The organism is Mycobacterium sp. SVM_VP21, from assembly GCA_024758765.1.
GTDB classification, from domain to species: Bacteria; Actinomycetota; Actinomycetes; order Mycobacteriales; family Mycobacteriaceae; genus Mycobacterium; species Mycobacterium heraklionense_C.
This window is the reverse complement of record CP101406.1, coordinates 2,763,245-2,785,549: the sequence shown is the minus strand read 5'-3', so window position 1 is coordinate 2,785,549 and position 22,305 is coordinate 2,763,245. Positions and strand designations below refer to the sequence as shown.

25 protein-coding genes are annotated in these 22,305 nt (G+C 67.3%); 5 read left to right on the top strand and 20 right to left on the bottom strand.

Annotated elements, in window-relative coordinates; all coding sequences use genetic code 11:
- Positions 1-127: 127 nt before the first annotated feature.
- Positions 128-448: a hypothetical protein gene (locus tag NM962_12835; protein UVO10905.1), complete on the top strand. Its 321-nt coding sequence runs from the start codon at positions 128-130 to the stop codon at positions 446-448.
- A gap of 39 nt (positions 449-487) precedes the next feature.
- Positions 488-1,837, top strand: coding sequence for a 4-aminobutyrate--2-oxoglutarate transaminase (gene gabT, locus NM962_12830; GenBank protein ID UVO14707.1), 1,350 nt, complete (start codon positions 488-490; stop codon positions 1,835-1,837).
- Between the two features lie 6 nt (positions 1,838-1,843).
- Here the strand turns inward: gabT and ruvB are convergent, their stop codons facing one another.
- The 9 genes from ruvB to tesB all read right to left on the bottom strand — a co-directional run bounded on the left by ruvB (position 1,844) and on the right by tesB (position 10,075).
- The gene (ruvB, locus tag NM962_12825; GenBank protein UVO14706.1) at positions 1,844-2,899 is read right to left on the bottom strand and encodes a Holliday junction branch migration DNA helicase RuvB; all 1,056 of its coding nucleotides are present in this window, start codon (positions 2,897-2,899) and stop codon (positions 1,844-1,846) included.
- A 59-nt stretch (positions 2,900-2,958) separates the two neighbouring features.
- Positions 2,959-3,549: a Holliday junction branch migration protein RuvA gene (gene ruvA, locus NM962_12820; GenBank protein ID UVO10904.1), complete on the bottom strand. Its 591-nt coding sequence runs from the start codon at positions 3,547-3,549 to the stop codon at positions 2,959-2,961.
- Positions 3,546-4,103, bottom strand: coding sequence for a crossover junction endodeoxyribonuclease RuvC (gene ruvC, locus NM962_12815; protein ID UVO14705.1), 558 nt, complete (start codon positions 4,101-4,103; stop codon positions 3,546-3,548). Before ruvC ends, ruvA begins: the two co-directional genes overlap by 4 nt.
- 76 nt (positions 4,104-4,179) lie before the next feature.
- Positions 4,180-5,544: a DUF2252 domain-containing protein gene (locus NM962_12810; protein ID UVO10903.1), complete on the bottom strand. Its 1,365-nt coding sequence runs from the start codon at positions 5,542-5,544 to the stop codon at positions 4,180-4,182.
- Between the two features lie 26 nt (positions 5,545-5,570).
- Entirely contained in the window at positions 5,571-6,380 is an 810-nt protein-coding gene (locus NM962_12805) for a sulfotransferase (protein UVO10902.1), read from the bottom strand.
- Positions 6,381-6,391: 11 nt separating this feature from the next.
- Positions 6,392-7,147, bottom strand: a complete 756-nt coding sequence (locus NM962_12800) for a YebC/PmpR family DNA-binding transcriptional regulator (protein ID UVO10901.1) — start codon at positions 7,145-7,147, stop codon at positions 6,392-6,394.
- 51 nt (positions 7,148-7,198) lie between these two features.
- Complete coding sequence (locus tag NM962_12795; protein ID UVO10900.1) at positions 7,199-8,560, bottom strand: AarF/UbiB family protein; 1,362 nt, start codon at positions 8,558-8,560, stop codon at positions 7,199-7,201.
- A 76-nt stretch (positions 8,561-8,636) separates the two neighbouring features.
- Complete coding sequence (gene pdxT, locus NM962_12790) at positions 8,637-9,233, bottom strand: pyridoxal 5'-phosphate synthase glutaminase subunit PdxT (protein UVO10899.1); 597 nt, start codon at positions 9,231-9,233, stop codon at positions 8,637-8,639.
- On the bottom strand, positions 9,230-10,075 hold the full coding sequence (gene tesB / locus NM962_12785; GenBank protein UVO10898.1) for an acyl-CoA thioesterase II: 846 nt from the start codon (positions 10,073-10,075) through the stop codon (positions 9,230-9,232). Before tesB ends, pdxT begins: the two co-directional genes overlap by 4 nt.
- Before the next feature lie 140 nt (positions 10,076-10,215).
- Here tesB and NM962_12780 point away from each other — a divergent pair, with 140 nt between their 5' ends.
- Together NM962_12780 and NM962_12775 are read left to right on the top strand one after the other, a co-directional pair.
- Positions 10,216-10,494, top strand: a complete 279-nt coding sequence (locus NM962_12780; protein ID UVO10897.1) for a hypothetical protein — start codon at positions 10,216-10,218, stop codon at positions 10,492-10,494.
- Positions 10,495-10,497: 3 nt separating this feature from the next.
- Complete coding sequence (locus NM962_12775) at positions 10,498-10,902, top strand: type II toxin-antitoxin system VapC family toxin (GenBank protein UVO10896.1); 405 nt, start codon at positions 10,498-10,500, stop codon at positions 10,900-10,902.
- A gap of 208 nt (positions 10,903-11,110) precedes the next feature.
- Here the strand turns inward: NM962_12775 and NM962_12770 are convergent, their stop codons facing one another.
- The 11 genes from NM962_12770 to NM962_12720 all read right to left on the bottom strand — a co-directional run bounded on the left by NM962_12770 (position 11,111) and on the right by NM962_12720 (position 21,733).
- Positions 11,111-11,938 (bottom strand): hypothetical protein, encoded by an 828-nt coding sequence (locus tag NM962_12770; GenBank protein ID UVO10895.1) that lies wholly within the window; start codon positions 11,936-11,938, stop codon positions 11,111-11,113.
- A 126-nt stretch (positions 11,939-12,064) separates the two neighbouring features.
- Entirely contained in the window at positions 12,065-12,913 is an 849-nt protein-coding gene (gene pdxS, locus NM962_12765) for a pyridoxal 5'-phosphate synthase lyase subunit PdxS (protein UVO14704.1), read from the bottom strand.
- A 147-nt stretch (positions 12,914-13,060) separates the two neighbouring features.
- Positions 13,061-13,396, bottom strand: a complete 336-nt coding sequence (locus NM962_12760; protein ID UVO10894.1) for a hypothetical protein — start codon at positions 13,394-13,396, stop codon at positions 13,061-13,063.
- Between the two features lie 122 nt (positions 13,397-13,518).
- Positions 13,519-14,532: an alcohol dehydrogenase catalytic domain-containing protein gene (locus NM962_12755; protein UVO10893.1), complete on the bottom strand. Its 1,014-nt coding sequence runs from the start codon at positions 14,530-14,532 to the stop codon at positions 13,519-13,521.
- A gap of 61 nt (positions 14,533-14,593) precedes the next feature.
- Complete coding sequence (locus NM962_12750) at positions 14,594-15,643, bottom strand: NUDIX domain-containing protein (protein UVO10892.1); 1,050 nt, start codon at positions 15,641-15,643, stop codon at positions 14,594-14,596.
- The gene (locus NM962_12745) at positions 15,643-16,767 is read right to left on the bottom strand and encodes a glycosyltransferase family 4 protein (GenBank protein ID UVO10891.1); all 1,125 of its coding nucleotides are present in this window, start codon (positions 16,765-16,767) and stop codon (positions 15,643-15,645) included. The genes NM962_12750 and NM962_12745 overlap by 1 nt, the downstream gene beginning before the upstream one ends.
- A complete protein-coding gene (locus tag NM962_12740) occupies positions 16,767-17,690 on the bottom strand; it encodes a phosphatidylinositol mannoside acyltransferase (protein ID UVO14703.1) in 924 nt (307 codons plus the stop codon). The genes NM962_12745 and NM962_12740 overlap by 1 nt, the downstream gene beginning before the upstream one ends.
- 17 nt (positions 17,691-17,707) lie before the next feature.
- Positions 17,708-18,382 (bottom strand): CDP-alcohol phosphatidyltransferase family protein, encoded by a 675-nt coding sequence (locus tag NM962_12735; protein ID UVO10890.1) that lies wholly within the window; start codon positions 18,380-18,382, stop codon positions 17,708-17,710.
- Positions 18,379-18,951 (bottom strand): HIT domain-containing protein, encoded by a 573-nt coding sequence (locus NM962_12730; protein UVO10889.1) that lies wholly within the window; start codon positions 18,949-18,951, stop codon positions 18,379-18,381. Before NM962_12730 ends, NM962_12735 begins: the two co-directional genes overlap by 4 nt.
- A complete protein-coding gene (thrS, locus tag NM962_12725; protein ID UVO10888.1) occupies positions 18,948-21,026 on the bottom strand; it encodes a threonine--tRNA ligase in 2,079 nt (692 codons plus the stop codon). Before thrS ends, NM962_12730 begins: the two co-directional genes overlap by 4 nt.
- Positions 21,027-21,118: 92 nt before the next feature.
- Entirely contained in the window at positions 21,119-21,733 is a 615-nt protein-coding gene (locus NM962_12720; protein ID UVO10887.1) for a PaaI family thioesterase, read from the bottom strand.
- A 64-nt stretch (positions 21,734-21,797) separates the two neighbouring features.
- On the opposite strand from NM962_12720, the gene NM962_12715 reads away from it, so the two are divergent.
- Positions 21,798-22,301 (top strand): DUF1990 domain-containing protein, encoded by a 504-nt coding sequence (locus tag NM962_12715; GenBank protein ID UVO10886.1) that lies wholly within the window; start codon positions 21,798-21,800, stop codon positions 22,299-22,301.
- Positions 22,302-22,305: the final 4 nt, after the last annotated feature.

The following is a 22,305-nucleotide window of genomic DNA, read 5'->3' as shown; positions in this document are numbered from 1 at the left end:
AGGCGTGGCGGGCCACTGTGATGACAACAGTGTGCCACTGTGTCCGACGACCGGGCGTCGGTACCTTCGTCCACCCCCTAGGCTGTCGGTGACAGGGGGGTCACGATTCTTGAGGGAAGGTTGGCCGATGAGGAACTTCGTGTGTGGTCTGGCGACCGCCGTTGCCTTCGCAGCGGCTCCGCTGGCAGTGGGAGCGATCGCTATGCCCGCCATCGGATCGGCAGAGCCGTTGGCCTGTCCGGGCGGTCAGTACTGGGAGCCCAGCACCAACACCTGCATGCCGCTCGGCCAGGGACCGACGCCGCTGGCCTGTCCGGGTGGTCAGTACTGGGAGCCCAGCACCAACACCTGCATGCCGCTCGGCCAGGGACCGACACCGCTGGACTGCCCGCCCGGCGAATACTGGCAGCCCTTCGGCAACGCCTGCCGGCCGCTCGGCCAGATCTGACCCGCGGCCAGGACCACTAAGGAGGCCCGCCCCATGTCAGTGCCGCCGCTGCTGCAGAGCCGTCACTTGGCCACCGAGATCCCCGGGCCCGGCTCGGTGCAGCTGGCACGCCGCCGCGCGGTGGCCGTGGCGCGCGGGGTGGGCAGCACGCTGCCGGTCTACGCGGCTCGGGCGGGCGGCGGCATCGTGGAGGACGTCGACGGCAACCGGCTGATCGACCTGGGCTCGGGGATCGCGGTGACCACGGTGGGCAACGCTGCGCCCCGCGTGGTGGAAGCGGTGCAGCAGCAGGTCGCCGAGTTCACCCACACCTGTTTCATGGTGACGCCCTACGAGGGATATGTGGCCGTCGCCGAAGCCCTGAACCGGTTCACTCCGGGCGAGTTCGAGAAGCGTTCCGTGCTGCTCAACTCCGGGGCCGAGGCCTTGGAGAACGCCGTCAAGATTGCCAGGTCTTACACCCGCAAGACCGCGGTGGCGGCGTTCGACCATGGCTATCACGGCCGCACCAACCTGACCATGGCGCTCACCGCCAAGTCGATGCCGTACAAGAGCGGATTCGGTCCGTTCGCGCCCGACATCTACCGCGCGCCGGCGTCCTATCCCTACCGTGATGGCCTGATCGACAAAGAGCTCGGCAGCGACGGGGAACGGGCCGCTGAGCGGGCCATCGGCGTCCTGGAGAACCAGATCGGCGCCCACAATCTGGCTGCGCTGGTCATCGAACCGATCCAAGGCGAGGGCGGCTTCATCGTCCCGGCGCCGGGTTTTCTGCCGGCGCTGCTGGCCTGGTGCCGCGACAACGACGTGGTATTCATCGCCGACGAGGTGCAGACGGGATTCGCCCGCACCGGGGCGATGTTCGCCTGTGACCATGAAGGCCCGGCAGGGCTGGCGCCCGATCTGATCTGTACCGCCAAAGGAATCGGCGGGGGCCTGCCGTTGGCGGCTGTCACCGGGCGTGCCGACATCATGGACGCCCCGCACGTCAGCGGACTCGGCGGCACCTTCGGTGGCAACCCGGTGGCCTGTGCGGCAGCGCTGGGAGCGTTCGCCGCAGTCGAGGCTGACGATCTGGTGGGCCGAGCCAGGCAGATGGAGCGGCTGACCTTCGAACGGCTGGGCCGCTTACAGGCCGACGACGACCGGATCGGCGATGTCCGCGGCCGTGGCGCCATGATCGCCGTCGAGTTGGTGCAGCCGGACACCAACGCACCGGACCCGGCCCTGACCGCCGCACTGGCGGCAGCGTGTCATCGGGCGGGCGTGATCGTGTTGACCTGTGGAACCTTCGGCAACGTGGTGCGACTGTTGCCGCCGTTGACCATCAGCGACGCATTGCTGTCGGAGGGATTGGACGTGCTGGCCGGCGAGCTGGCCAAGCTCTAGCCCGACCTACTCGAACAACCCCTGTTGCCCCAGTCCCCCCGCGCCTGCCGGGGGCACCATGCCCAGGTGCGTCCACGCTGCCGGAGTCGCAACGCGACCCCGCGGGGTGCGCGCGACCATCCCGGCGCGTACCAGGAACGGCTCGCAAACCTCTTCGACAGTGGCCGCTTCCTCCCCTACCGCAACCGCCAGCGTCGAGACCCCGACCGGTCCACCGCCGAAGCTTCGGGTCAGCGCCGAGAGCACCGCGCGGTCCAGCCGGTCTAGGCCCAATTCGTCGACGTCATAGACCGCCAGCGCGGCTTTCGCGACGTCGCGAGTGATCACCCCGTCGGCACGCACTTCGGCGTAGTCCCGCACCCGGCGCAACAGCCGGTTGGCGATCCGCGGCGTACCGCGGGAGCGCCGCGCGACCTCTGCCGCCGCTTCGGCCCCCAGTTCGATTCCGAGGATCTTCGCCGAGCGTGCCAGCACCCGCTGTAGTTCGGCCGGATCGTAGAAATCCATGTGGGCGGTGAACCCAAACCGGTCGCGCAGCGGGCCGGTCAGCGCACCGGATCTGGTCGTCGCCCCGACGAGGGTGAACGGGGCCACTTCCAGCGGAATCGAGGTGGCACCCGGCCCCTTCCCGACGACGACGTCGACGCGGAAGTCCTCCATCGCCAGGTAGAGCATCTCCTCGGCCGGCCGGGCGATGCGGTGGATCTCGTCGATGAACAGCACGTCGTGCTCTACCAGGTTCGACAGCATCGCGGCCAGATCGCCGGCACGTTCCAGCGCCGGGCCGGAAGTCACCCGCAACGAACTGCCGAGTTCGCTGGCGATGATCATCGCCAGCGAGGTCTTTCCCAGCCCCGGCGGGCCGGACAACAAGATGTGATCGGGGGTGCCGCCGCGGTTCTTGGCGCCCTCGATCACCAGCTGCAGTTGCTCGCGTACCCGAGGCTGGCCGATGAACTCGGCCAGACTGCGCGGGCGCAGGCCGGCGTCGATGTCTCCTTCGCCGACGGTCAGCGCCGGGGACACCTCCCGGGCTTCGGGATCGCCCGGTTCCTGCGACAGTCCCAGCTTCGGCTCTCCCCCGTCGAACCTTGCTGAACCGCCGGGCTCACCGGGTTGGTTCACTTGGTCTTCCCCAGCCGGCTCAGCGCGGTGCGCAACACTTCGGAGGTGGTCGCGTCGGGAGCGTCGGCCAATACCTTGTCGGTGGTTTCTTCAGCCTGCTTGGCGGCGAAGCCGAGCCCGATCAGGGCTTCGATCACCGGAGCACGCACCGCGTGCCCGCTGAACACCGCACCGTCGGATGCGGCCACCGCACCGATCTTGTCGCGCAGTTCCAGCACCAGCCGCTCGGCACCGCGCTTGCCGATCCCGGGCACCCGGGTCAATGCGGTGACGTCGGAGTCGGCGAGCGCCCGGCGCAGGGTGGCCGCGTCATAGACCGCCAGCGTGGCCAGGGCGATCTTGGGTCCGATACCCGAAACGCCGATCAGCGTGAGGAACAGATCGCGTGCCTCACCGTCCGGGAATCCGTAGAGCGTCATCGAGTCTTCGCGCACGATCATCGCGGTGATCAAACGGGATTCGCGGCCGCGGCGCAGCGTGGACAGGGTCGCCGGTGTGGCCATCAGCTTGTAGCCGACCCCTGCCGCCTCGACCACGGCATGGTCCAGCGCAATGTCGATGACCTCGCCACGTACTGACGCGATCATGCCCGGGCCGCCTTGAGTTTGGCGGTGTACTTCCGGCGCTGCTCTGCGGCCAGTGCCTCGGCGGCGGCCATCCGGGCGATCATCGGGGCCCGCCAGCAGTGACAGATCGCCAGCGCCAGCGCATCCGCGGCGTCCGCGGGTGTCGGCTTTTGCTGCAGCCCGAGGATGCGGGTGATCATCGTCGTCACCTGCGCCTTGTCGGCCGAACCGTTACCGGTCACCGCGGCTTTGACCTCGCTGGGGGTGTGGAAGTGCACGGTGATGCCGCGCCGGGCGGCCTGCAGCGCGATCACTCCGCCGGCCTGCGCGGTGCCCATCACCGTGGAGACGTTCTGCTGGGCGAACACCCGCTCGATCGCGATGACGTCGGGGCGGTGAGTGTCCAGCCAGTGCTCAGCGGTGTCACTGATGGTCAGCAGCCGCTCCGGCAGCGGCTGATCGGCCGGGGTGCGCACCACATCGACATCCAAAGCGGTGACCTGACGTCCCTGCCCGCCTTCGACCACTGACAGCCCGCACCGCGTCAGCCCAGGGTCGACGCCCATCACCCGCATCCGATTCCTCTCCAGCACCGAACAACTGTTCGACAGTCTAGTGGGGTCTGGCGACACCAACAGGGCGCGACACGCCTCACGCCACGGTGATGCGGCCGCTCTGCGCCGCAGCCTGCAGCGCCTCGTAGTCGCGGTCGTTCTGCTCGGCGTAAGCAATGGCGAACCTGGTCAGCGCCCGGTCGGCGTTATCTCCCTTGCCGAGATAGGCCGCGATCGCGACCCGGTCGCCCGAACGGCTGTGCGCCCGGGCTAGTGCATGCCCACACGCCTGTACGTAGGCAGTAAGCACCTTGGGCCGCATCGACTCGACGTCGGCGGATCCCTTCATGTCCCACAGTTGCCGCACGTAGTAGTCGCCATGGTGGCCGTCGGGGCCGATGGCGTGAAGCCAGCCCAGCAGGACGTCGCTGGTGGCCTGCATCAGCCGCTGCCCCGCCACGACGCGCTCCCCGGCGTTGGCGTAGCGGCTGCGCTTGAGGTGGGGTTCCAGCACTGAGGGGCGAGCCTCCTTGACCTGCATGAGCAACGGATCTCCGCTGCCGACTCCCTCAAACAGCACGATCCAGGTTCGGGTCCCGACGCTGCCGACACCGACCACCTTGCGGGCCACCTCCACGTAGCGGTAGCGCCGTGCGAGCACCCTCCGGTCGTCGGGAAGGCTGGATACGTAGTCCTTGATCAGCTTCCGCATGTACTTGTTGTAGAGCTGCGCCACAACGTCACTGACCAAGTCGCCGGCCGGCACGATCAGGGGCGGATCGCTGATCAGGCACAGGCGGCCGTCGCGCGACTGGGTCAGTTTGTCGACGGCCTGCTGCCGGCCGCGGGACAGGGCACCGACCGCGGTACGCCGGATTGCCTTGGCGTAGACCGGTTCTACGGCGGCCAATAGTTCGGAGTCGATGACCGATTGCGCATACCACACGTCGAGCTCACCGAGCCGGGCCAGCTCGCGCATCTTATTGCGGTAGGCCTCGGCGCAGGCAGCTACGACCGATTCTTGCTTGGCGGGGCGCAATCCCCTGCTGCGGCAGAGGACTGCGGCACTGGCCACCAACCGTTTGACGTCCCACTCCCACGGTCCCGGCAGTGTCTCATCGAAATCGTTGAGGTCGAACATCAGCTGCCGCTCCGGGGAGGCGAACATCCCGAAGTTCGACAGGTGCGCGTCCCCGCACAGCTGTGCCGGTAATCCGGTGTGCGGGTGGGCGGCGAGATCGGCGGCCATGATCACCGCCGAGCCCCTGAAGAACGCATACGGCGACGCCAACATCCGGGCGTAGCGGATCGGCACCAGCTCGGGAACCCGGGACTCGGATTGAGATTCCAGCAGCGCTATCGGGTCCGCGCGTCGCGACGCCGGCTCGTAGGCCCCGAGTGCGGATCGCGGAAGCACCTTCCGCTGGGACCTGCCGTACTCCTGGCGTTCCCTCCCCGACACGGCCTCAGTCTAGAACCGTTGTTCGGCTAAACCACCCGCAAACCCGTGGGCACGGCGCCTGGGTCGCGCCAGAACGCGTCGTGGATAAACCGGTTGAACAAGTCCGGCGGCAGTATCGACTCCCGCGGCTTGGCCCGGACCTCGCCGTGCACGGTGTGCAGGCCCGGAGTGCCGGCCCGTTCGTCGAAATCGGTGACGTCGTAGTCGACATGAGCGAAGTCGTGGGAGAACATCGGCTCGCCGATGAAGTCGTAGATGGCGCGCATGGTGGACGCCGGGTCGGCAGTCAGCGTCTCATATCGCACCACCAGCAGTCGGTCGCGCTCCGCGCCATAACAGGCCTGTTTAAGCATGTCGTATGGGGCCCCGACCATTCCGTCCTGCGCCACAATCGCGTTGGCGCGGGTGTAGACAGTGCCGCCGGGGTTGAAGCCGAAGATGGACGAGGGGGTGAAAACGTTGCGCTGGACCAACCGTTCGATGCTGTCGACCACCCACGGCAACTCGCGCACACAGGCGATGACCTTGGCGCTCGGGAACAACCGCGAAACCGCGGGCATCCAGCCGCACCACCCTCGGTTGGTATCGAAGACCACCTCAGCGGCGCAATCGCCATAGAAGCTGTCGAACAGGCCACGCAAGATCCGTTCCCGTTTCGCGTCGTCGATGAAGACCGAGTACTCGTTGCGGGCGCTCATCTCACCGAGCAAGGCGCCGAACAGCCCCGCCAGCGGGCCCGACATCCCGGCCTCAAAGCGTGGGTTCTGCCGCAGTAACGCGGCCAGCAGGGTCGAACCCGAGCGCGGCAGACCGGAGATGAAGTGAATTGTCGCCAACGACGTGGCTCCTATTCTGCTTCGAGGGCGGCCAGTACTTCGTCGGATAGATCGACGTTGGTCCACACGTTCTGTACGTCGTCGTTGTCTTCGAGAGCCTCAACCAACTTGAACACCTTGCGGGCCCCCTCGACATCGACCGGGACGCTGACCGACGGCTGGAAGCTGGCCTCAGCCGAGTCGTAATCGATCCCGGCCTCCACCAACGCACTACGCACCGCCACCAGGTCCCCGGGCTCCGAAATCACCTCGAAGCTCTCCCCCAAATCATTGACATCCTCAGCACCGGCATCCAACACCGCCGCCAACACGTCGTCCTCGGTCAACGCGTTCTTGTCCAGGGTGACCGTGCCCTTGCGGCTGAACAGATAGGCGACCGAGCCGGGGTCGGCCATCTGACCGCCATTGCGGGTCATCGCCACCCGCACCTCACTGGCAGCCCGATTGCGATTGTCGGTCAAGCACTCGATCAACACCGCCACCCCGTTGGGCCCATAACCCTCGTAGGTAATCGTCTGGTAATCCGCTCCACCAGCTTCCTCACCAGCACCACGCTTACGCGCCCGCTCAATATTGTCGTTGGGCACCGAGTTCTTCTTCGCCTTCTGAATGGCGTCATACAACGTCGGATTACCCGACGGATCCCCACCACCAACCCGCGCCGCAACTTCAATATTCTTAATCAACCGCGCAAAATTCTTGCCACGACGAGCGTCGATGACAGCCTTCTTGTGCTTCGTGGTAGCCCACTTGGAATGGCCGCTCATCGGTTGCCTACCTCACTGTTGAGTCAAAACTTTGCGCGACGAGTCTACGTGTCAGTCCTGGTCGCGTGCCGGGGGCTGCTCGGGCGGGAAGAATCCCGGTGCCCATCGCTCGATCAGCGCGGCGTAGTCGACATGCGCGTCCAGCTGCACCGCGACGCCCAGCAGCCCGCCCAGGGTGCGCAGCAACATGACGTAACCAGCGGGGATGGTCAGCCGCCGAGCCATCTTGAATCGGTCGGCAAAGCCTTCCGCCATCGGATCGGTGGTGACCAACGCCGACTTCTGGAACCACTTGCGCGTGAAGTGGAACTCCCCGGAGCGCAGCGGGTCGATGTAGGGCCACAGTGGCTGGATGTACTCCACCAGCTGCTCGGCACTCAGGTCGTAGTCGGCCGGCATGAACCCGAGTTGCTTGAGCAGCCGGATCGCCTCCGCCCACTGCTCGTCACGAGCCCAGCACAGCAGTTCGGCGAATCCCGGCGGGATGCCCTCGGGATGTTCGGCCACCGCGCCGAAGTCGATCACGCCCAGCCGACCGTCGGGCAGCATCATGAAGTTGCCCGGATGCGGGTCGGCATGAACCAGCCCAACACGCGCCGGCGAGCTCAAGGTGAACTCCAGCAGCAGCGCGCACGCGGAGTCTCGCTCCTGTCTGGTGCCACTGTTGATGATCGCCGACAGCCGCCGGCCTTCGATCCACTCCGAGACGATGACTTTCGGCGCGCTGGCGATCACCGCCGGAACGAAGAACTTCGGGTCCCCGGCGAAGGCCTTGGCGAAGGCGCGCTGGTTGTCGGCTTCCTGCCGGTATTCGAGTTCGGCTTCCAGGGTGTCGTTGATCTCGGTGACCAGCCGGTCCACGTCGGCGCCGGGAACGACCTGCTTGGCCACCCAGTTGAACCGCTGAATCAGTTTGAGGTCGGCGCGCAGCGCCTCGTCGGCGCCGGGGTATTGGATCTTCACGGCGACCTCGCGGCCGTCCTTCCAGACCGCCCGGTGGACCTGCCCGATGCTCGCCGAGGCAGCGGGGGTGTCGTCGAAGGACGCAAAACGCTCCCGCCATTTGGTACCGAGCTGGGCGTCGAGCACCCGGTGCACCTTGGCGGCCGGCAGCGGCGGGGCCTCGCTTTGGAGCTTGACCAACGCCTCGCGGAATGGCTCGGCGAACTGCGGAGGAATCGCAGCCTCCATCACCGACAGCGCCTGGCCAACCTTCATAGCGCCGCCCTTGAGTTCGCCGAGCACCTTGAACATCTCGTCGGCGGCCTTCTCCAGGAGCTCGGCGTTGACCTCGTCTTTGGTCTTGCCGGTCATCCGCTTGCCCACACCGAGCGCTGCGCGGCCTGCGACTCCGGCCGGGAGGCTCGCCAGTTTTACTGCGCGACGAAATCCGCCCCGCGCGAGATCTGCCATGCGGACATCATGCCTGGCCGATCCCGGCGACGGTGGTCCCGGTCACCCAACTGGCGGCCAGCGACAGGCGCGACGGTCAGGCCCGCCCCGCGGCGATGTCGACGAAGAGCCGGTGAATACGGCGGTCGCCGGTCACCTCCGGGTGAAACGAGGTGGCCAGCACGCGACCTTGCCGCACCGCAACGGGATGAGCCGCCGCTTGGGCCAGAACCTGAACGCCCGGGCCGATCCGCTCGACCCAGGGTGCACGGATGAACACCGCGTGTACCGGTTCGTCCAAACCGTCGAAATCGATGTCATCCTCGAAAGAGTCGACCTGACGGCCGAAAGCGTTGCGCCGCACGGTCATATCTATGCCGGACAACGGAATTGCGGCACGCCCCTGCGCGCCGGCGTCGAGGATCTCGCTGGCCAGCAGAATCATTCCCGCACACGATCCGTACGCCGGCATCCCCTCGACCAGCCGCGCCCGCAGCGGATCCGCCAGCTCCAGCTCGCGCAGCAGATGACTGATCGTGGTCGACTCGCCGCCGGGAATCAGCAGCGCGTCGACCGCATCCAGCTCGGAGCGGCGGCGTACCGGCACCGGATCGGCACCGACAGCACTCAGGGCGGCAAGGTGTTCACGGACATCGCCCTGCAAGGCGAGGACGCCGATGTGCGCGCCGCTCACTGGCCGGTCGGCCGGTAGCCCGACGGATAGCGGGTCAGCCCCTCCTGCATGACAGCCGCCACCATGTCCCCGGATCGGTTGTAGATCTTGCCCTGGGTCAGCGCCCGACCGGCGCCCGCCGACGGCGACGACTGGTCATAGAGCAGCCATTCGTCGGCCCGAAACGGGCGCATGAACCACATCGCATGATCCAGCGACGCCACCTGCAAGTGGTCCCGCTCACCAGGATGGATCGCCCAGGAGGTGCCCAGCAGGGTCAGGTCGCTCATGTAGGCCAGCGCACAGATGTGCAGCACCGGATCGTCGGGCAGCCGGTCGCGATGACGGAACCAGACCTGCTGCTCGGCAACCTTGCCCGGCATGTGCGGCAGCTGCTCACGCGGTACCCGGCGCAAATCCCACTCGGCGAACGCCTTGAAGCCTTCGTCGTCGAAGGCCTTCATCGCGGCGATGTCGGGCAGATCTTTCGGGTCGGGTGGCTCGGGCATCACATCTTGGTGCTCAATGCCCTGCTGTTCGGTCTGGAACGACGCCGACATGTTGAAAATGGTTTCGCCGTGCTGGATGGCGTTGACGCGCCGGGTGCAGAACGAACCACCGTCGCGGACCCGCTCCACGGTGAACACCGTGGGCGCCTTGGCATCTCCGGGACGCAGAAAATATCCGTGCAGCGAGTGGACCCGGTAGCGCGGGTCCACGGTGCGCACCGCCGACACCAGGGCTTGACCGGCGACGTGCCCGCCGAAGGTGCGCTGGTTGTCCGCAGAGAGCGGGCTGAACACACTCCCGCGATAGATGTTGACCTCGAGTTGTTCGAGATCGAGGATCTCTTCGATCGCCACACTAAGACCGTCTGCTCGTCGCGCAAGCGCTCATCGCCGTTGTCACCAGCCGCGTTCAGCAAGCGGCGCTAAGGAAGAGGTGCCAAGCATTCAACCAGAATATCGATGGCGATGTCTGACAAAGGTACTACACTAGGTGCGTGCCGACAGTTACCAAACGAGAGCTCAATCAGCGGACCGCTGCGGTGCTCAATCAAGTCACAGAGGCGGATGACCTCGTGGTGACCGAGCGGGGTAGGCCGCGCTGGCGGGTGAGCGCTGTCCGCGCTCAGGATTCCACGTTGGCGCGACTGGAGCGCGAGGGTCGCTACACCCCACCCGCCACTAAGCCCGCGCCCTGGCCGAGCAGCCCGGGCGGGCCGTCCTACACCGACGGTCAGGTCGACGCCCTGCTGGATGAGATGCGTGGGGACTACTGAATCGTGGCACCGACCCTGGTCTACTTGGACACCTCGGTGGCGCTGCGGACCATCCTCGACGTTCCCGAACGCGAGCACCTCCAATCCTGGATGCAGACTCCGGCGACGACGTTCCTCTCCTCCAGACTCCTTCGCACCGAGGTGGTTCGCGTGCTGCGCCGCGACGACCGTCCGCTCTCCGACGCGGCACCGCTGCTGGACCGCGTCGGGATGCTGGACATCACCCGGGAGACACACAACGTCGCCGAGTCGATCGAACGCCACATCAGGACCCTCGACGCCCTGCACCTGGCGACCGCGCTACTGATCGGCGAGGTTGTCACCGTGGCGACGCACGACACCACCATGAAAAAGAGCGCTGCGCACCTGGGTCTTCAGATTACCGATCCCGTCGAGCACCCGAACTGAGCGTGACCACAGCCGACTTGTCCACTGAATCCAGTTCACACGATTCAATATGTCTGCGGCCTGATCCGGGGTCGGCACCGCGCCGGTATCGGCAACGGCAGCCGGCGCTGGGCCAAGCAGCAATGCGCCGACGGAGCATGAGAAGTCACGACTGTGGCCGTGCCCGACACGCGGTGTGCTCAGAACAGGTCCGGCAGCAGTTCAGCGGTTAGAAGAAGTCGGCAGCACCGATGATGGGTAGGGATGCGAAGAAGTCGCCCATCAACTGCAGGCTTGGCACTTCCAGCCCGATATCGAGCCCACTCGCGCCCGTCGACAGCTCTTGGGCACCTTGCAGCGCAGCGTCGCTGGTATCGACCCAGCCTTGGTCGAGCGGGACGAGGAACAGCTGGTCGACCAGGCTGGTCAGCGAACCGGTGTGAGTGGTGATGGTGCCTTCGGCGGTTTGCAGCTGACCAAGAAACTGCACTGCATCGGTGTTGAAACTCACCGGCTGGGTAACGTCAGCCCCAGTGGCCGCGTTCAGTATTTTGTTCGCATCAGTGAAGTTCGCGATGGCGGTCACCAGCAAGTCATTGGGTGAGGCGGCACCGGTAGCAGCCGCCGAGCCGCTACTGGACGCGTCGACGCCGAGCCAGTCATCAAACTTGCTGTACTGGAACAGGTCGACCGCTTCTGTGCCGTTGCGCCCGGGAAACCACGCATTGTTGATGAAGACGTTGTCCGGTTGGCCCAGCGTGGAAAACGGCGTGACGAATTGGTTGTTCGAGCCGACGCTGCTCAGCGGGCTAGCCGAGACATCAGCCCAGCCGCCGACTATCGGGCCTGTGACCAGCCCCAGCGAATCGCTCGGGTCCGACAGCGTGACCGGGGTCGTCACGAGGCCACTGAGGGTGCCCCCGGCAGGTGTCACCGTCCAGCCGTTGATCTCTTCGGCGCCGTCATCGGCTTCGGCAATACCTGCTCCGAGCGCCACCGCGGCTCCAGCTGCCATGATCGCCTCGACAACCAATTTGTGAACGCCGCGTGCAGGCAACAGTCTTTCCCACTTTTCATCGGGCCGCGCGGGGGCGCGAGCGCGGCCTACCATACTCCAAAAAGCTGTATGGGCCGCCGCCCTTAGGTGGCCAAGCACCACCAACAACGGAGCTCCGAGCGGCGTCTACCAACCGCGTTCGGCAAGCCGGTGCGGTTGCGCGATGTCCTCCACATTGATGCCGACCATCGCTTCGCCCAGCCCGCGCGATACCCGGGCCAACACGTCGGGGTCCTCGTAGAAGGTGGTGGCCTTGACGATGGCCGCGGCACGCGCGGCGGGGTCACCGGACTTGAAGATGCCGGAACCGACGAACACACCCTCCGCGCCGAGCTGCATCATCATCGCGGCATCCGCCGGGGTGGCGATGCCGCCCGCGGTGAACAGCGTCACCGGCAGCTTCCCGGCCCTGGCCACCTCTGCGACCAGTTCGTAAGGCGCCTGCAGTTCCTTTGCGGCAACAAACAATTCGTCTTCGGAGAGCGACGTGAGCCGGCGAATCTCGCCGCCGATGGACCGCATGTGGGTGGTGGCGTTGGAGACGTCACCAGTGCCGGCCTCGCCCTTGGAGCGAATCATGGCCGCACCCTCGGTGATCCGGCGCAGCGCCTCGCCCAGGTTGGTCGCCCCGCACACGAAGGGCACGGTGTATTGCCACTTGTCGATGTGGTGGGTGTAGTCGGCCGGGGTCAGCACCTCGGACTCGTCGATGTAGTCCACCCCGAGGCTCTGCAGGATCTGCGCCTCGACGAAGTGCCCGATTCGCACTTTGGCCATCACCGGGATGGTGACCGCGGCAATGATGCCCTCGATCATGTCCGGGTCGCTCATCCGCGAAACCCCGCCCTGGGCACGAATATCGGCGGGCACCCGCTCCAGCGCCATGACCGCGACGGCGCCGGCGGCCTCAGCGATGCGGGCCTGGTCCGGGGTGACGACGTCCATGATGACGCCGCCCTTGAGCATCTCGGCCATGCCGCGCTTTACTCGCGCAGTACCCGTTTGTCCGTCGGGTGCCGAACCGTTCTGCGCCGCGCTGTCCACTGAATGCTTCTCCTTGCTGGCCTGTAATACCCGCTCAGTGTAGTGGGCCGACGCCAGCTGTTTTCCCGCTCATTGCCGCTACACCGTGAACACCGGCCCCGCCGGCGGCGGATCGATGAGCAGCGCGGGCAATACGAACACTCCGACATAGCGGCGGACCTGGTCGGCGTCCTGGACACCGGGGCTAAGTCCCAGCAACAGTCCGAGGGCAGTCGAGAGCACGAACCGGGCCGCGTCGCGCGAGTGCAGACCGGGCCGCAGCTGCGGGGCGGCCTGGCGGAATCCCAGCTCGTAGAGCCCGGCCAGCAACTCGCCCAGCATCGCCGACCGCGCGATCAACGCGGCGACATTGCCCTCGTCAGGGTGCTTGCCGTACCAGCCGATCACCGATGTTCGGGAAGCGTTGGGCGTCATGCCGACACGGAGCGCGCACCCGGGCGGCCGCATGCTCATCGACTGGATGCCGCCGGGCATGAAACCGCCGACCCGCTGGGACTACAACGCGACGCTGCCGGCCGCATCAACCCGGCGGTCGGTCACGTGGTCAAGACCATGCGGTAGCGCGCCCGCCCTTCTGCCATGGCGGCGTAGGCCTCGGCGGCCTGGGCCAGCGGACGCTCCTCGACGCGGGCCCGCACCCCGGACAACACCGCGAAGGCCATGGTCTCCTCGACATCGCGAGCGGTGCCCGACGGGTGACCGGTGACGCTGAGCCCGGGGGTGATCAGCTGTACGGGAGCGATCGGTAGCGGATCGCCCGTGACCCCGATGATCACGAGTTCCCCGCGCGGCGCCAGCCCACCGAGGGTGTCGGCCATCGCTCGCGAATTGGCCGCAGTGGCCAGCACCACCGTCGCACCGCCCAGCGCGGCCATCGCCGAAGCGACGTCGCCGGCGGTCGAGTCGATGTAATGGTGGGCACCGAGCGCGAGCGCGTCGGCCTCCTTGGCCGCTCCACGCGCGACCGCAATCGTCTCGAAGCCCATCGCCCGGGCGAACTGCACGCCCAGGTGCCCCAAACCACCCAGGCCGAGCACCGCGACCCGGTCCCCCGGTCGCGCCCGGGTAGACCGCAGCGCGTGGTAGGTGGTGACTCCGGCGCAGCCCATGGGCGCGGCTTCGACGAAGGACAGCTCGTCGGGGATTCGGGCCAACGCGTTGGCCGGAACCGTCACCGATTCGGCGTAGCCGCCCGGGTAGTGCCAGCTGGGCACCTGACCGTTGGTGCAGTGAATGAAATCGCCTTTGCGGCAAGGAATGCAGTGGTTGCAGTGTCCTCCGAACCAACCGACCGCGACTCGCTCACCGAGCTGCCAATCCGTCACGCCGGACCCTAGTTCGACGATCGTGCCGGCGATCTCGTGGCCCAGGGTCAGCGGCCAGGTCATGGCGGGAAAGCCACCGCTGACGAAGGCGTGGTCGGTGCCGCAGACACCGCAGGCGGCGACGGCGATACGAACCTGGCCGGGGCCCGGCTGCGAGGTGTCGACATCGACCAGAGTCAGCGGCGCATCGACAGCGGCCACGTGAACAGCGCGATGTGTTGGCATGGCGGCTCCCTGGGTAGCGAGGATGATTCGCCCGAGGCGGGTTCAGCCTAAGCCGCGCAAGTCAGGAAATCCGGCGAAGGCTCCCATCAGCTCCGGCGCCGCCGTCGGCCGAGCGAGCCGCCTCGGCCAGACGATCGCCCAGTTGTAGCGGGTAGACCTTCTGGCCGCCGGCGGCCAGCGCCGCGATCCCTGCGGCATCGCACCAGCGATGGCCGTGCAGGTAGCGCTGCTCCAGCCCGGTCCGACCGGCCGCGGATGGCTCGAACCGCGCAGTGCGGTAGGCGAAGAAGAACTCCTGGCTGTCGAGGCGCTCACCGTTGAACTCGAACACCGCATCGCGACGCCAGATCGGTCCGACCAGCGCACCGGGTTCGACCCGCAGACCGGTCTCCTCGGCCAGTTCGCGGGCCGCCGCCTCGGCGAGCGGCTCGTCGGGCAACACCTGCCCGCCGACGGTGAACCACCACCGTGGTGCCGGGTTGTCCGCATCATCGGGCAAAGCCGGATCGTGACCGCACAGCAACAGCACCGATCCGCCCTCGTCGAGCAGCACCACCCGCGCCGAGACGCGCGGGTCCAGCACGCTGCGACCGCCGTGGGCGACCATGCCTGCCCGCTCCACAATCTCGAAATACGTTGGCATCGGAGCTGTTCCACCCAGGTGCAGAACTCGGACCAACGGCCGTTCACGCAGCGCCACTGTGTCACGAACCGCGTCGTTGTGGAACCGGCGGGCCAACAACACTCGGGCTTCGGCGTCTGCCAACTCAGCAACCATCACATGCGGCAGCGACTGGGCATCCACCATCGCCAGCTCGGCCGACAGCGCGTTCTCGGCGGCCTCCCGTGCGTGGCGCGGCGCCCGCTCGGCGACATCGGCCAGGGCAGCCAGTCGTCGACCGGCCACCTGGTCCCCGTAGGCGTCGATCGCGACGGCCCGCGCCACCACCGCGCGGCGCGCCAGCGCCCCGTCCAGCGCCTGCCAGGACAGGTCGCAGCGCACATGCAGCCGGTTGAGCCGGTTTGCGGTCTGGTATGCCCAGGCCACCGCGGCGGCCAGTACCGCCACCGCGACCAGCACCAGTACGGTCGCCACTATGGTCAGCTCCATCAGTCGCCCACCGTCACCTTGCTGCCGACCCCGGCAACCGTCTCGTAGACCCGGATGATCTGGTCGGCGACCACCGGCCAGTCGAAGCGACGCACCGCCTCGGCACCGGCCACTACGTACGACGCCCGCAGCGCATCATCGTCGAGTAGCTCGATCAGGGCGGCGGCCAACGCCGCGGGGTCGTCGATCGGAACCAGCCGGCCTGCTTCCCCATCGCCCAGCACCCGGCGGAAAGCATCCAGATCGCTGGCGACCACCGCGGTTCCGGCGGCCATCGCCTCGGTCAACACGATCCCGAAGCTCTCCCCGCCGGTGTTGGGGGCACAGTACACGTCGGCGCTGCGCAGCGCCGACGCCTTCTCGGCGTCGTCCACCTGCCCCAAGAAGCGCAGGTGGCTCGCCAATTTTCCTGCGCTGCGGCGCAATTCGTCCTCATCGCCTCGACCGACGATCAGCACCTGCACGTCGTTGTGCCGCTCGACCAGCGCCGGCAGTGCCCCCAGTAGCACCGCCATCCCCTTGCGGGGCTCGTCGTAGCGGCCGAGAAACAGCACCGTCCGGCCCGCTCGCGGATAACCCGGCAGGGGTTGCGCCGTGGCGAACGCTGCCACGTCGACCCCGTTGGGGATCTCCACCGCATCCGAGCCCAGGGCCTCCATCTGCCAGCGCCGGGCCAGATCCGAGACCGCGATGCGGCCGATGATCTTCTCGTGCATCGGCCGCAGCAGGCCCTGCACCACGCTCAACGTCAGCGATTTGGTCGTCGAGGTGTGAAACGTCGCCACGATCGGGCCCTCGGCTATGTTCAGCGCCATCATCGACAGGCTGGGTGCATTCGGCTCGTGCAGGTGCAGCACATCAAAGTCGCCCTGCATGAGCCACCGTTTGACTTTGCGGTGTGCAGCCGGGCTGAACTGCAGTCGGGCCACCGAGCCGTTGTAGGGGATCGCGACGGCCTTACCGGCCGACACCACGTAGTCGGGCAGCGCGACATCCGGCGACGCCGGTGCCAGCACGCTGACGTGATGTCCGCGGGCGCGCAGCACCTCCGCCAGCTGCAGCACATGAGCCTGCACCCCGCCGGGCACATCGAACGAGTAGGGGCAGACCATGCCGATCCGCATCAGGTCTCCCCCAAGCGCGCCCGTCGCGATTCGGGAAGATCGGCGATCCACTGCGGCTGCATCATGTGCCAGTCCTGCGGGTAGGCCGCGATGCCCGCGGCGAACTTGTCGGCCAGCGCCTGGGTGATCGCGCCGACATCACCACTGCTGCAGTCCAGCGGGACACCGATGTCGACCCCCCAGCCCGCGCCGTCGAACCAGCAGTACGCAGGCAGCAACGCCGCGCCGGTCGCCAGCGCGAGCTTGGCCGGACCAGCCGGCAGCCGGGTGGGCTCGCCGAAGAAATCGACCGTCACCCCGTTGCGGCTCAGGTCGCGGTCGGCCATCAGACATACCAGCCCGTTGTCGGACAGCCGCTCGGTCAATATTTCGAAAGGCGGGCGGGCACCACCGGACGATGGCAGCACTTCGAAACCCAGGCTCTCCCGGAACGCCAGGAACCGCCGGTAGAGCGATTCGGGTTTGAGGCGCTCGGCGACGGTGGTGAACCCACCGTGGGTCTGGGCCATCCATACCCCAGCCATATCCCAGTTGCCGCTGTGCGGCAACGCCAGCACCGCCCCGCGGCCGGCCGCCAGGGCCGCAGTGACGTTATCGCGGCCCCGCACCGATTCGTGCAGCTGCACCGCCAGTGCCGCATGGTCCATGGTGGGGAGCCGGAACGCCTCCCGCCAGTACCGGGCATAGGACGCCAGCGAGGCCCGCATCAGCTCCCCAGGCACTTCCTGCGGCGCGACCCCGATGACGCGGGCCAGGTTCTTGCGCAGTTGTTCGGGGCCGCCGCCACGCGAGGCGAACAGGGCACCGGCGTCGAACGCGTTGCGGGCAACGAATTCCGGCATCGCGCGCACCAACATCCAGCCCGCCGCGAACCCGGCGTCGGTGGCCCAGGCATCCAGCTGACTGAGCCCAGGAACTCGCAGGCCGCTCGGGATGAAGGTCACGGCCCCGTGGTTTCCTGACCATCGGAACCGTCTGCCACCTGCGGCAACGGCTCAACCGCGCCCGGCGAGGTCCGCACGGTGTGCAGCCGCTGGGCGCAGGTGATCAGACTGGCCACCGCCAGCAGCCACATCGCCACCGGCAACGCCCACGGCAGCGGGAAAACCGGCAGTCCGGACAATCCGGCGCCCACCAGCACGATGATCAGCCGTTCGGGCCGTTCGATGTAGCCGCCGTCACCGCGCAGTCCGCTGGCCTCCGCGCGGGCCTTGATGTAGGAGATCACCTGCGAGGTGACCAGGCAGATCAGGGTCGCCACCACCAGTGACGGGTTGTCCAGGCCGAACGCCGCCCACCAGGCCAGCCCACAGAACACCGCGCCATCGCTGATCCGGTCGCAGGTGGCGTCCAGGACGGCGCCGAACGCGCTGCCGCCGCCGCTTTGCCGGGCCATCGCCCCGTCAACCATGTCGAAGTGCACGAAGAACCAGACGATCAGGGTGCCGGCGAACAGCTGACCGGTCGGGAACAGCGTCAGCGCCGCCAGCACCGCGCCGGCGGTGCCGACCATCGTGACGATGTCGGCGGTCAGACCGGCTCGCAACAGGACGCGCGCAACCGGCGTGGTGATGCCGGCGAACGTTGCCCGCGACAGGAACGGCAGTCTGCTCATTGCTGTTTGGCCCACTCGTCGGCGAGCAGCCGGCGGGTGTCGCGCAGCAATTGCGGGATCACTTTGGAACCGCCGACGATCGTGATGAAGTTCGCGTCGCCGCCCCAGCGCGGTACGACGTGCACGTGCAGGTGCTCGGCCAACGACCCGCCGGCCGACTCGCCGAGATTCATCCCGACGTTGAATCCGTGCGGGCGCGACACCGCCTTGATGACGCGAATCGCCTTCTGGATGAACGCCATCAGCTCGGCGCCCTCGTCGTCGGTGAGGTCTTCGAACTCCGAGAACCGCCGGTAGGGCACCACCATCAGGTGCCCCGGGTTGTACGGGTAGAGGTTGAGCACCGCGTAGACGTGCTCACCGCGCGCCACCACCAGCCCGTCCTCATCGGAGAGCGTGGGGATATCGGTGAAGGGTTGAGTGGATCGCGCCGACCCGGAATCCGCACGCTTCAACGGCGCCTCGGCCAGATAGGTCATCCGGTAGGGCGTCCACAGTCGCTCCAGCCGGTCGGGTTCACCGGCACCGGTGTCGACGATCGCCTCCTCGCCGGCCTGGTCGCCGCTCACTGCGCCTCACTCGTTTGGGGGCCCGCATCGAGGCGCGCCTTGACCGTCTGCGCGGTCGGGACGGTATTGGCGCGTGCGGCGATCCATCCCGCGATGGCCGCCACCGCCTCGTCGCGAGGCACCCCGTTGACCTGGGTGCGGTCGGCGAACCGGAAGCTGACCGCGCCCGCCTCGACATCGCGGTCGCCGGCCAGCAGCATGAACGGCACCTTCTGGTTGGTGTGGTTCACGATCTTCTTGGGCATCCGGTCGTCGCTGGCGTCGACCTCGACCCGCACTCCATGGCGGCGCAGTTGCGCGGCGAGGTCGTCCAGGTAGGCCACGTGCTGATCGGCGACCGGGATGCCGACCACCTGGACCGGCGCCAGCCAGGCCGGGAAGGCACCGGCGTAGTGCTCGGTCAGCACACCGAAGAAGCGCTCGATCGAACCGAACAGCGCCCGGTGGATCAGCACGGGTCGCTGGCGGGTCCCATCAGAGGAGGTGTACTCCAGCTCGAAACGATCGGGCATGTTGAAGTCGAGTTGGATGGTCGACATCTGCCAGCTGCGGCCAAGCGCGTCCTTGACCTGCACCGAGATCTTCGGCCCGTAGAACGCCGCGCCGCCCGGGTCGGGCACCAGGGTCAGCCCGGACGCCTCGGCGACCTCGCGCAGGGTGTCAGTCGCCTCCTCCCATACCTCGTCGGAGCCGACGTACTTCTCCGGGTCCTTGGTGGACAGCTCCAGGAAGTAGTCGTCCAGGCCATAGTCGGCGAGCAGGTCCAGGACGAAGCGCAGCAACGAGGTCAGCTCGTCGCGCATGCTTTCGCGGGTGCAGTAGATGTGTGCGTCGTCCTGGGTCATCCCGCGCACCCGGGTCAGCCCGTGCACCACTCCGGAACGCTCGTAGCGGTAGACGCTGCCGAACTCGAAGAGCCGCAACGGAAGTTCGCGGTAAGAGCGCCCACGCGAACGGAAGATCAGGTGGTGCATCGGGCAGTTCATCGGCTTGAGGTAGTAGTCCTGGCCTGGCTTGCGCAGGGTGCCGTCCTCGGCGAACTCCGCGTCGATATGCATCGCCGGGTACATGCCCTCGCGATACCACTCCAGGTGCCCGGAGGTCTCGTAGAGTTCGGACTTGGTGATGTGCGGGGTGTTGACGAACTGGTAGCCGGCCTCGATGTGCTTGCGCCGCGAGTATTCCTCCAGCTCCCGCCGGATAATCCCGCCCTTGGGGTGGAAAACCGGTAGCCCCGAACCGATTTCGTCGGGGAAGCTGAACAGGTCCAGCTCGACGCCGAGCTTGCGGTGATCGCGGCGCAGCGCCTCCTCGATCAATTCGAGGTGACTGTCCAGCGCCTCCTGCGATTCCCATGCGGTGCCGTAGACCCGCTGCAGGCTGGCGTTGTTCTGGTCACCGCGCCAGTAGGCGGCCGAGGACCGGGTGAGCTTGAACGCCGGGATGAACCGGGTGGTCGGGATGTGCGGGCCACGGCACAGATCACCCCAAACCCGTTCCCGGGTACGGGGGTTCAGGTTGTCGTAGGCGGTGAGTTCGTCGCCGCCTACTTCCATGATGTCGCTGTCGCCGGACTTGTCGTCGACGAGTTCCAGCTTGTAGGGCTCGCCGGCCAACTCGGCGCGAGCGGCATCCTTGGACTCGTAGACGCGCCGGGAGAACAGCTGCCCATCCTTGATGATGGCGCGCATCCGCTTCTCCAGCTTGGCCAGATCCTCGGGGGTGAACGCCTCGGGCACGTCGAAGTCGTAGTAGAAGCCGTCGGTGATCGGCGGACCGATGCCGAGTTTGGCGGCCGGGAACAGATCTTGGACCGCCTGGGCCAGCACGTGAGCGCACGAGTGCCGGATCACGCTGCGGCCGTCGTCGGTGTCTGCGGCCACCGGGATCACCACGACGTCGGCCTCGGGAATCCAGCTCAGATCGCGCAGTCGGCCCTCGGCGTCGCGCACCACCACAATGGCATCCGGGGCTCCCCGGTCGGGCAGGCCCGCCGCGCGTACCGCCGCGGCCGCGGTTGTCCCGGCAGCCACCCGGATCGGGCTTGCCGGGGCGGGGATGGCGGGCGCGGTCATGACGTGGTCTCCAAGGGGGTGCTAGGGGCTAGAAACGTCCGCGACCATGCTATCCGGGCACTGCTGGCGAACAGTTCGCGAGTACACCGGCGTCATGGTTGGCCGGGTTTGAGCACCACGAACAATGCCTCTCCATCGGTCAGCACAGTGTCGCCGTCGCACAGTCGGGTCTCGACATAGATCTTGCGGCCCTCCGTGCGGCTGACCCACGCCTCGACCTGCAACTCCTTGTCGATCGGGACGATCTGGCGGTAGTTGAGGTGCAGGTAGGCGGTGCGTTGATAGGGCCCACCGGTGAGCATCCAAGACGCAGTTCCCAGCACTGAGTCGAACAGCAGCCCGATGGCCCCGCCGTGCGCCGCGCCGTTGCGGCCCAGGTGGAATCGGCGGAACTTGGCCCAGCCGCGCAGTCGCCCGTCATCGTGCTTCTTGAGCTTCATCGGCACCGGCAGCAGATTGCCGCGCATCGGCAGGTCCAGCCGGCGCCCCGACGGTGACGACCATTCGTCGGTGTCGTAGGGGGCCAGCAGGTCGCAGACCTGCTGCAGCGCGTCGGCGGCCAGAGTGATCACCTCGGCCGGAGCGTCGACGGCGCGGGCGTGGTCCTGCAACGCGCGCATGGTCTCCAGGAACCGGCCGTAGTCCGGGCCGCCCCTCTCGGTCGGTTCGGGCGGATTGAAACCGCCGCCGGCGTGTGGGGCATTCACCCCCCTATTTAACGTTCCGGCGATTGCGGTGCCGGCGGCACGCCCACGATGGCAAGGTTGGGCCGTGGACTTGAGCACGCTGCGTGACTTGCCGCTTACCTATGCCGAGGTGGGCGCTACCGCGACAACGCTGCCCGCCGGGTATCACCACCTCGAGCTGTCCGCGCCGATCGGTCGCGGCCGCCAGCGCTTTGAGCAGGCCGGCGACGCGGTGCTGCGCTGGGGAATGCACCGCGGCGCCGGAGTGGGTGTACGGGTCGAGGCCGACAGCGATGTCGCCGAGGTGGACACGGTGGCACTGGTGCGGCTCGGTCTCATGAGCGCGCCGTGCCGGGTGGTCTATGTCGTGAACGAGCCCGACCGGCGTGGCTTCGCCTACGGCACGCTGAGTGGGCATCCTGAATCCGGTGAGGAGCTGTTCTCGGTGCGCTACGACCCCACCGATGAGACGGTGTACGCGCAGGTTCGGGCGTTCTCCCGGCCCGCTACCTGGTGGACGAAGGTAGGCGGCCCAGTCGCTCGGCTGACACAGCGCGTGATCGCCAAGCGCTATCTGCGGGCGGTGTGAACCC

What these genes read in the sequence shown, in the direction of transcription:
- NM962_12835 (UVO10905.1), top strand. Translation starts at nt 128, where the DNA reads ATGAGGAACTTCGTGTGTGGTCTGGCGACCGCCGTTGCCTTCGCAGCG.
- ruvA (UVO10904.1), bottom strand. Translation starts at nt 3,549, where the DNA reads ATGATCGCGTCAGTACGTGGCGAGGTCATCGACATTGCGCTGGACCAT.
- ruvC (UVO14705.1), bottom strand. Translation starts at nt 4,103, where the DNA reads ATGCGGGTGATGGGCGTCGACCCTGGGCTGACGCGGTGCGGGCTGTCA.
- NM962_12800 (UVO10901.1), bottom strand. Translation starts at nt 7,147, where the DNA reads ATGAGCGGCCATTCCAAGTGGGCTACCACGAAGCACAAGAAGGCTGTC.
- NM962_12795 (UVO10900.1), bottom strand. Translation starts at nt 8,560, where the DNA reads ATGGCAGATCTCGCGCGGGGCGGATTTCGTCGCGCAGTAAAACTGGCG.
- pdxS (UVO14704.1), bottom strand. Translation starts at nt 12,913, where the DNA reads ATGGCCGAGATGCTCAAGGGCGGCGTCATCATGGACGTCGTCACCCCG.
- NM962_12760 (UVO10894.1), bottom strand. Translation starts at nt 13,396, where the DNA reads ATGACGCCCAACGCTTCCCGAACATCGGTGATCGGCTGGTACGGCAAG.
- NM962_12755 (UVO10893.1), bottom strand. Translation starts at nt 14,532, where the DNA reads ATGCCAACACATCGCGCTGTTCACGTGGCCGCTGTCGATGCGCCGCTG.
- NM962_12750 (UVO10892.1), bottom strand. Translation starts at nt 15,643, where the DNA reads ATGGAGCTGACCATAGTGGCGACCGTACTGGTGCTGGTCGCGGTGGCG.
- NM962_12745 (UVO10891.1), bottom strand. Translation starts at nt 16,767, where the DNA reads ATGCGGATCGGCATGGTCTGCCCCTACTCGTTCGATGTGCCCGGCGGG.
- NM962_12735 (UVO10890.1), bottom strand. Translation starts at nt 18,382, where the DNA reads ATGAGCAGACTGCCGTTCCTGTCGCGGGCAACGTTCGCCGGCATCACC.
- thrS (UVO10888.1), bottom strand. Translation starts at nt 21,026, where the DNA reads ATGACCGCGCCCGCCATCCCCGCCCCGGCAAGCCCGATCCGGGTGGCT.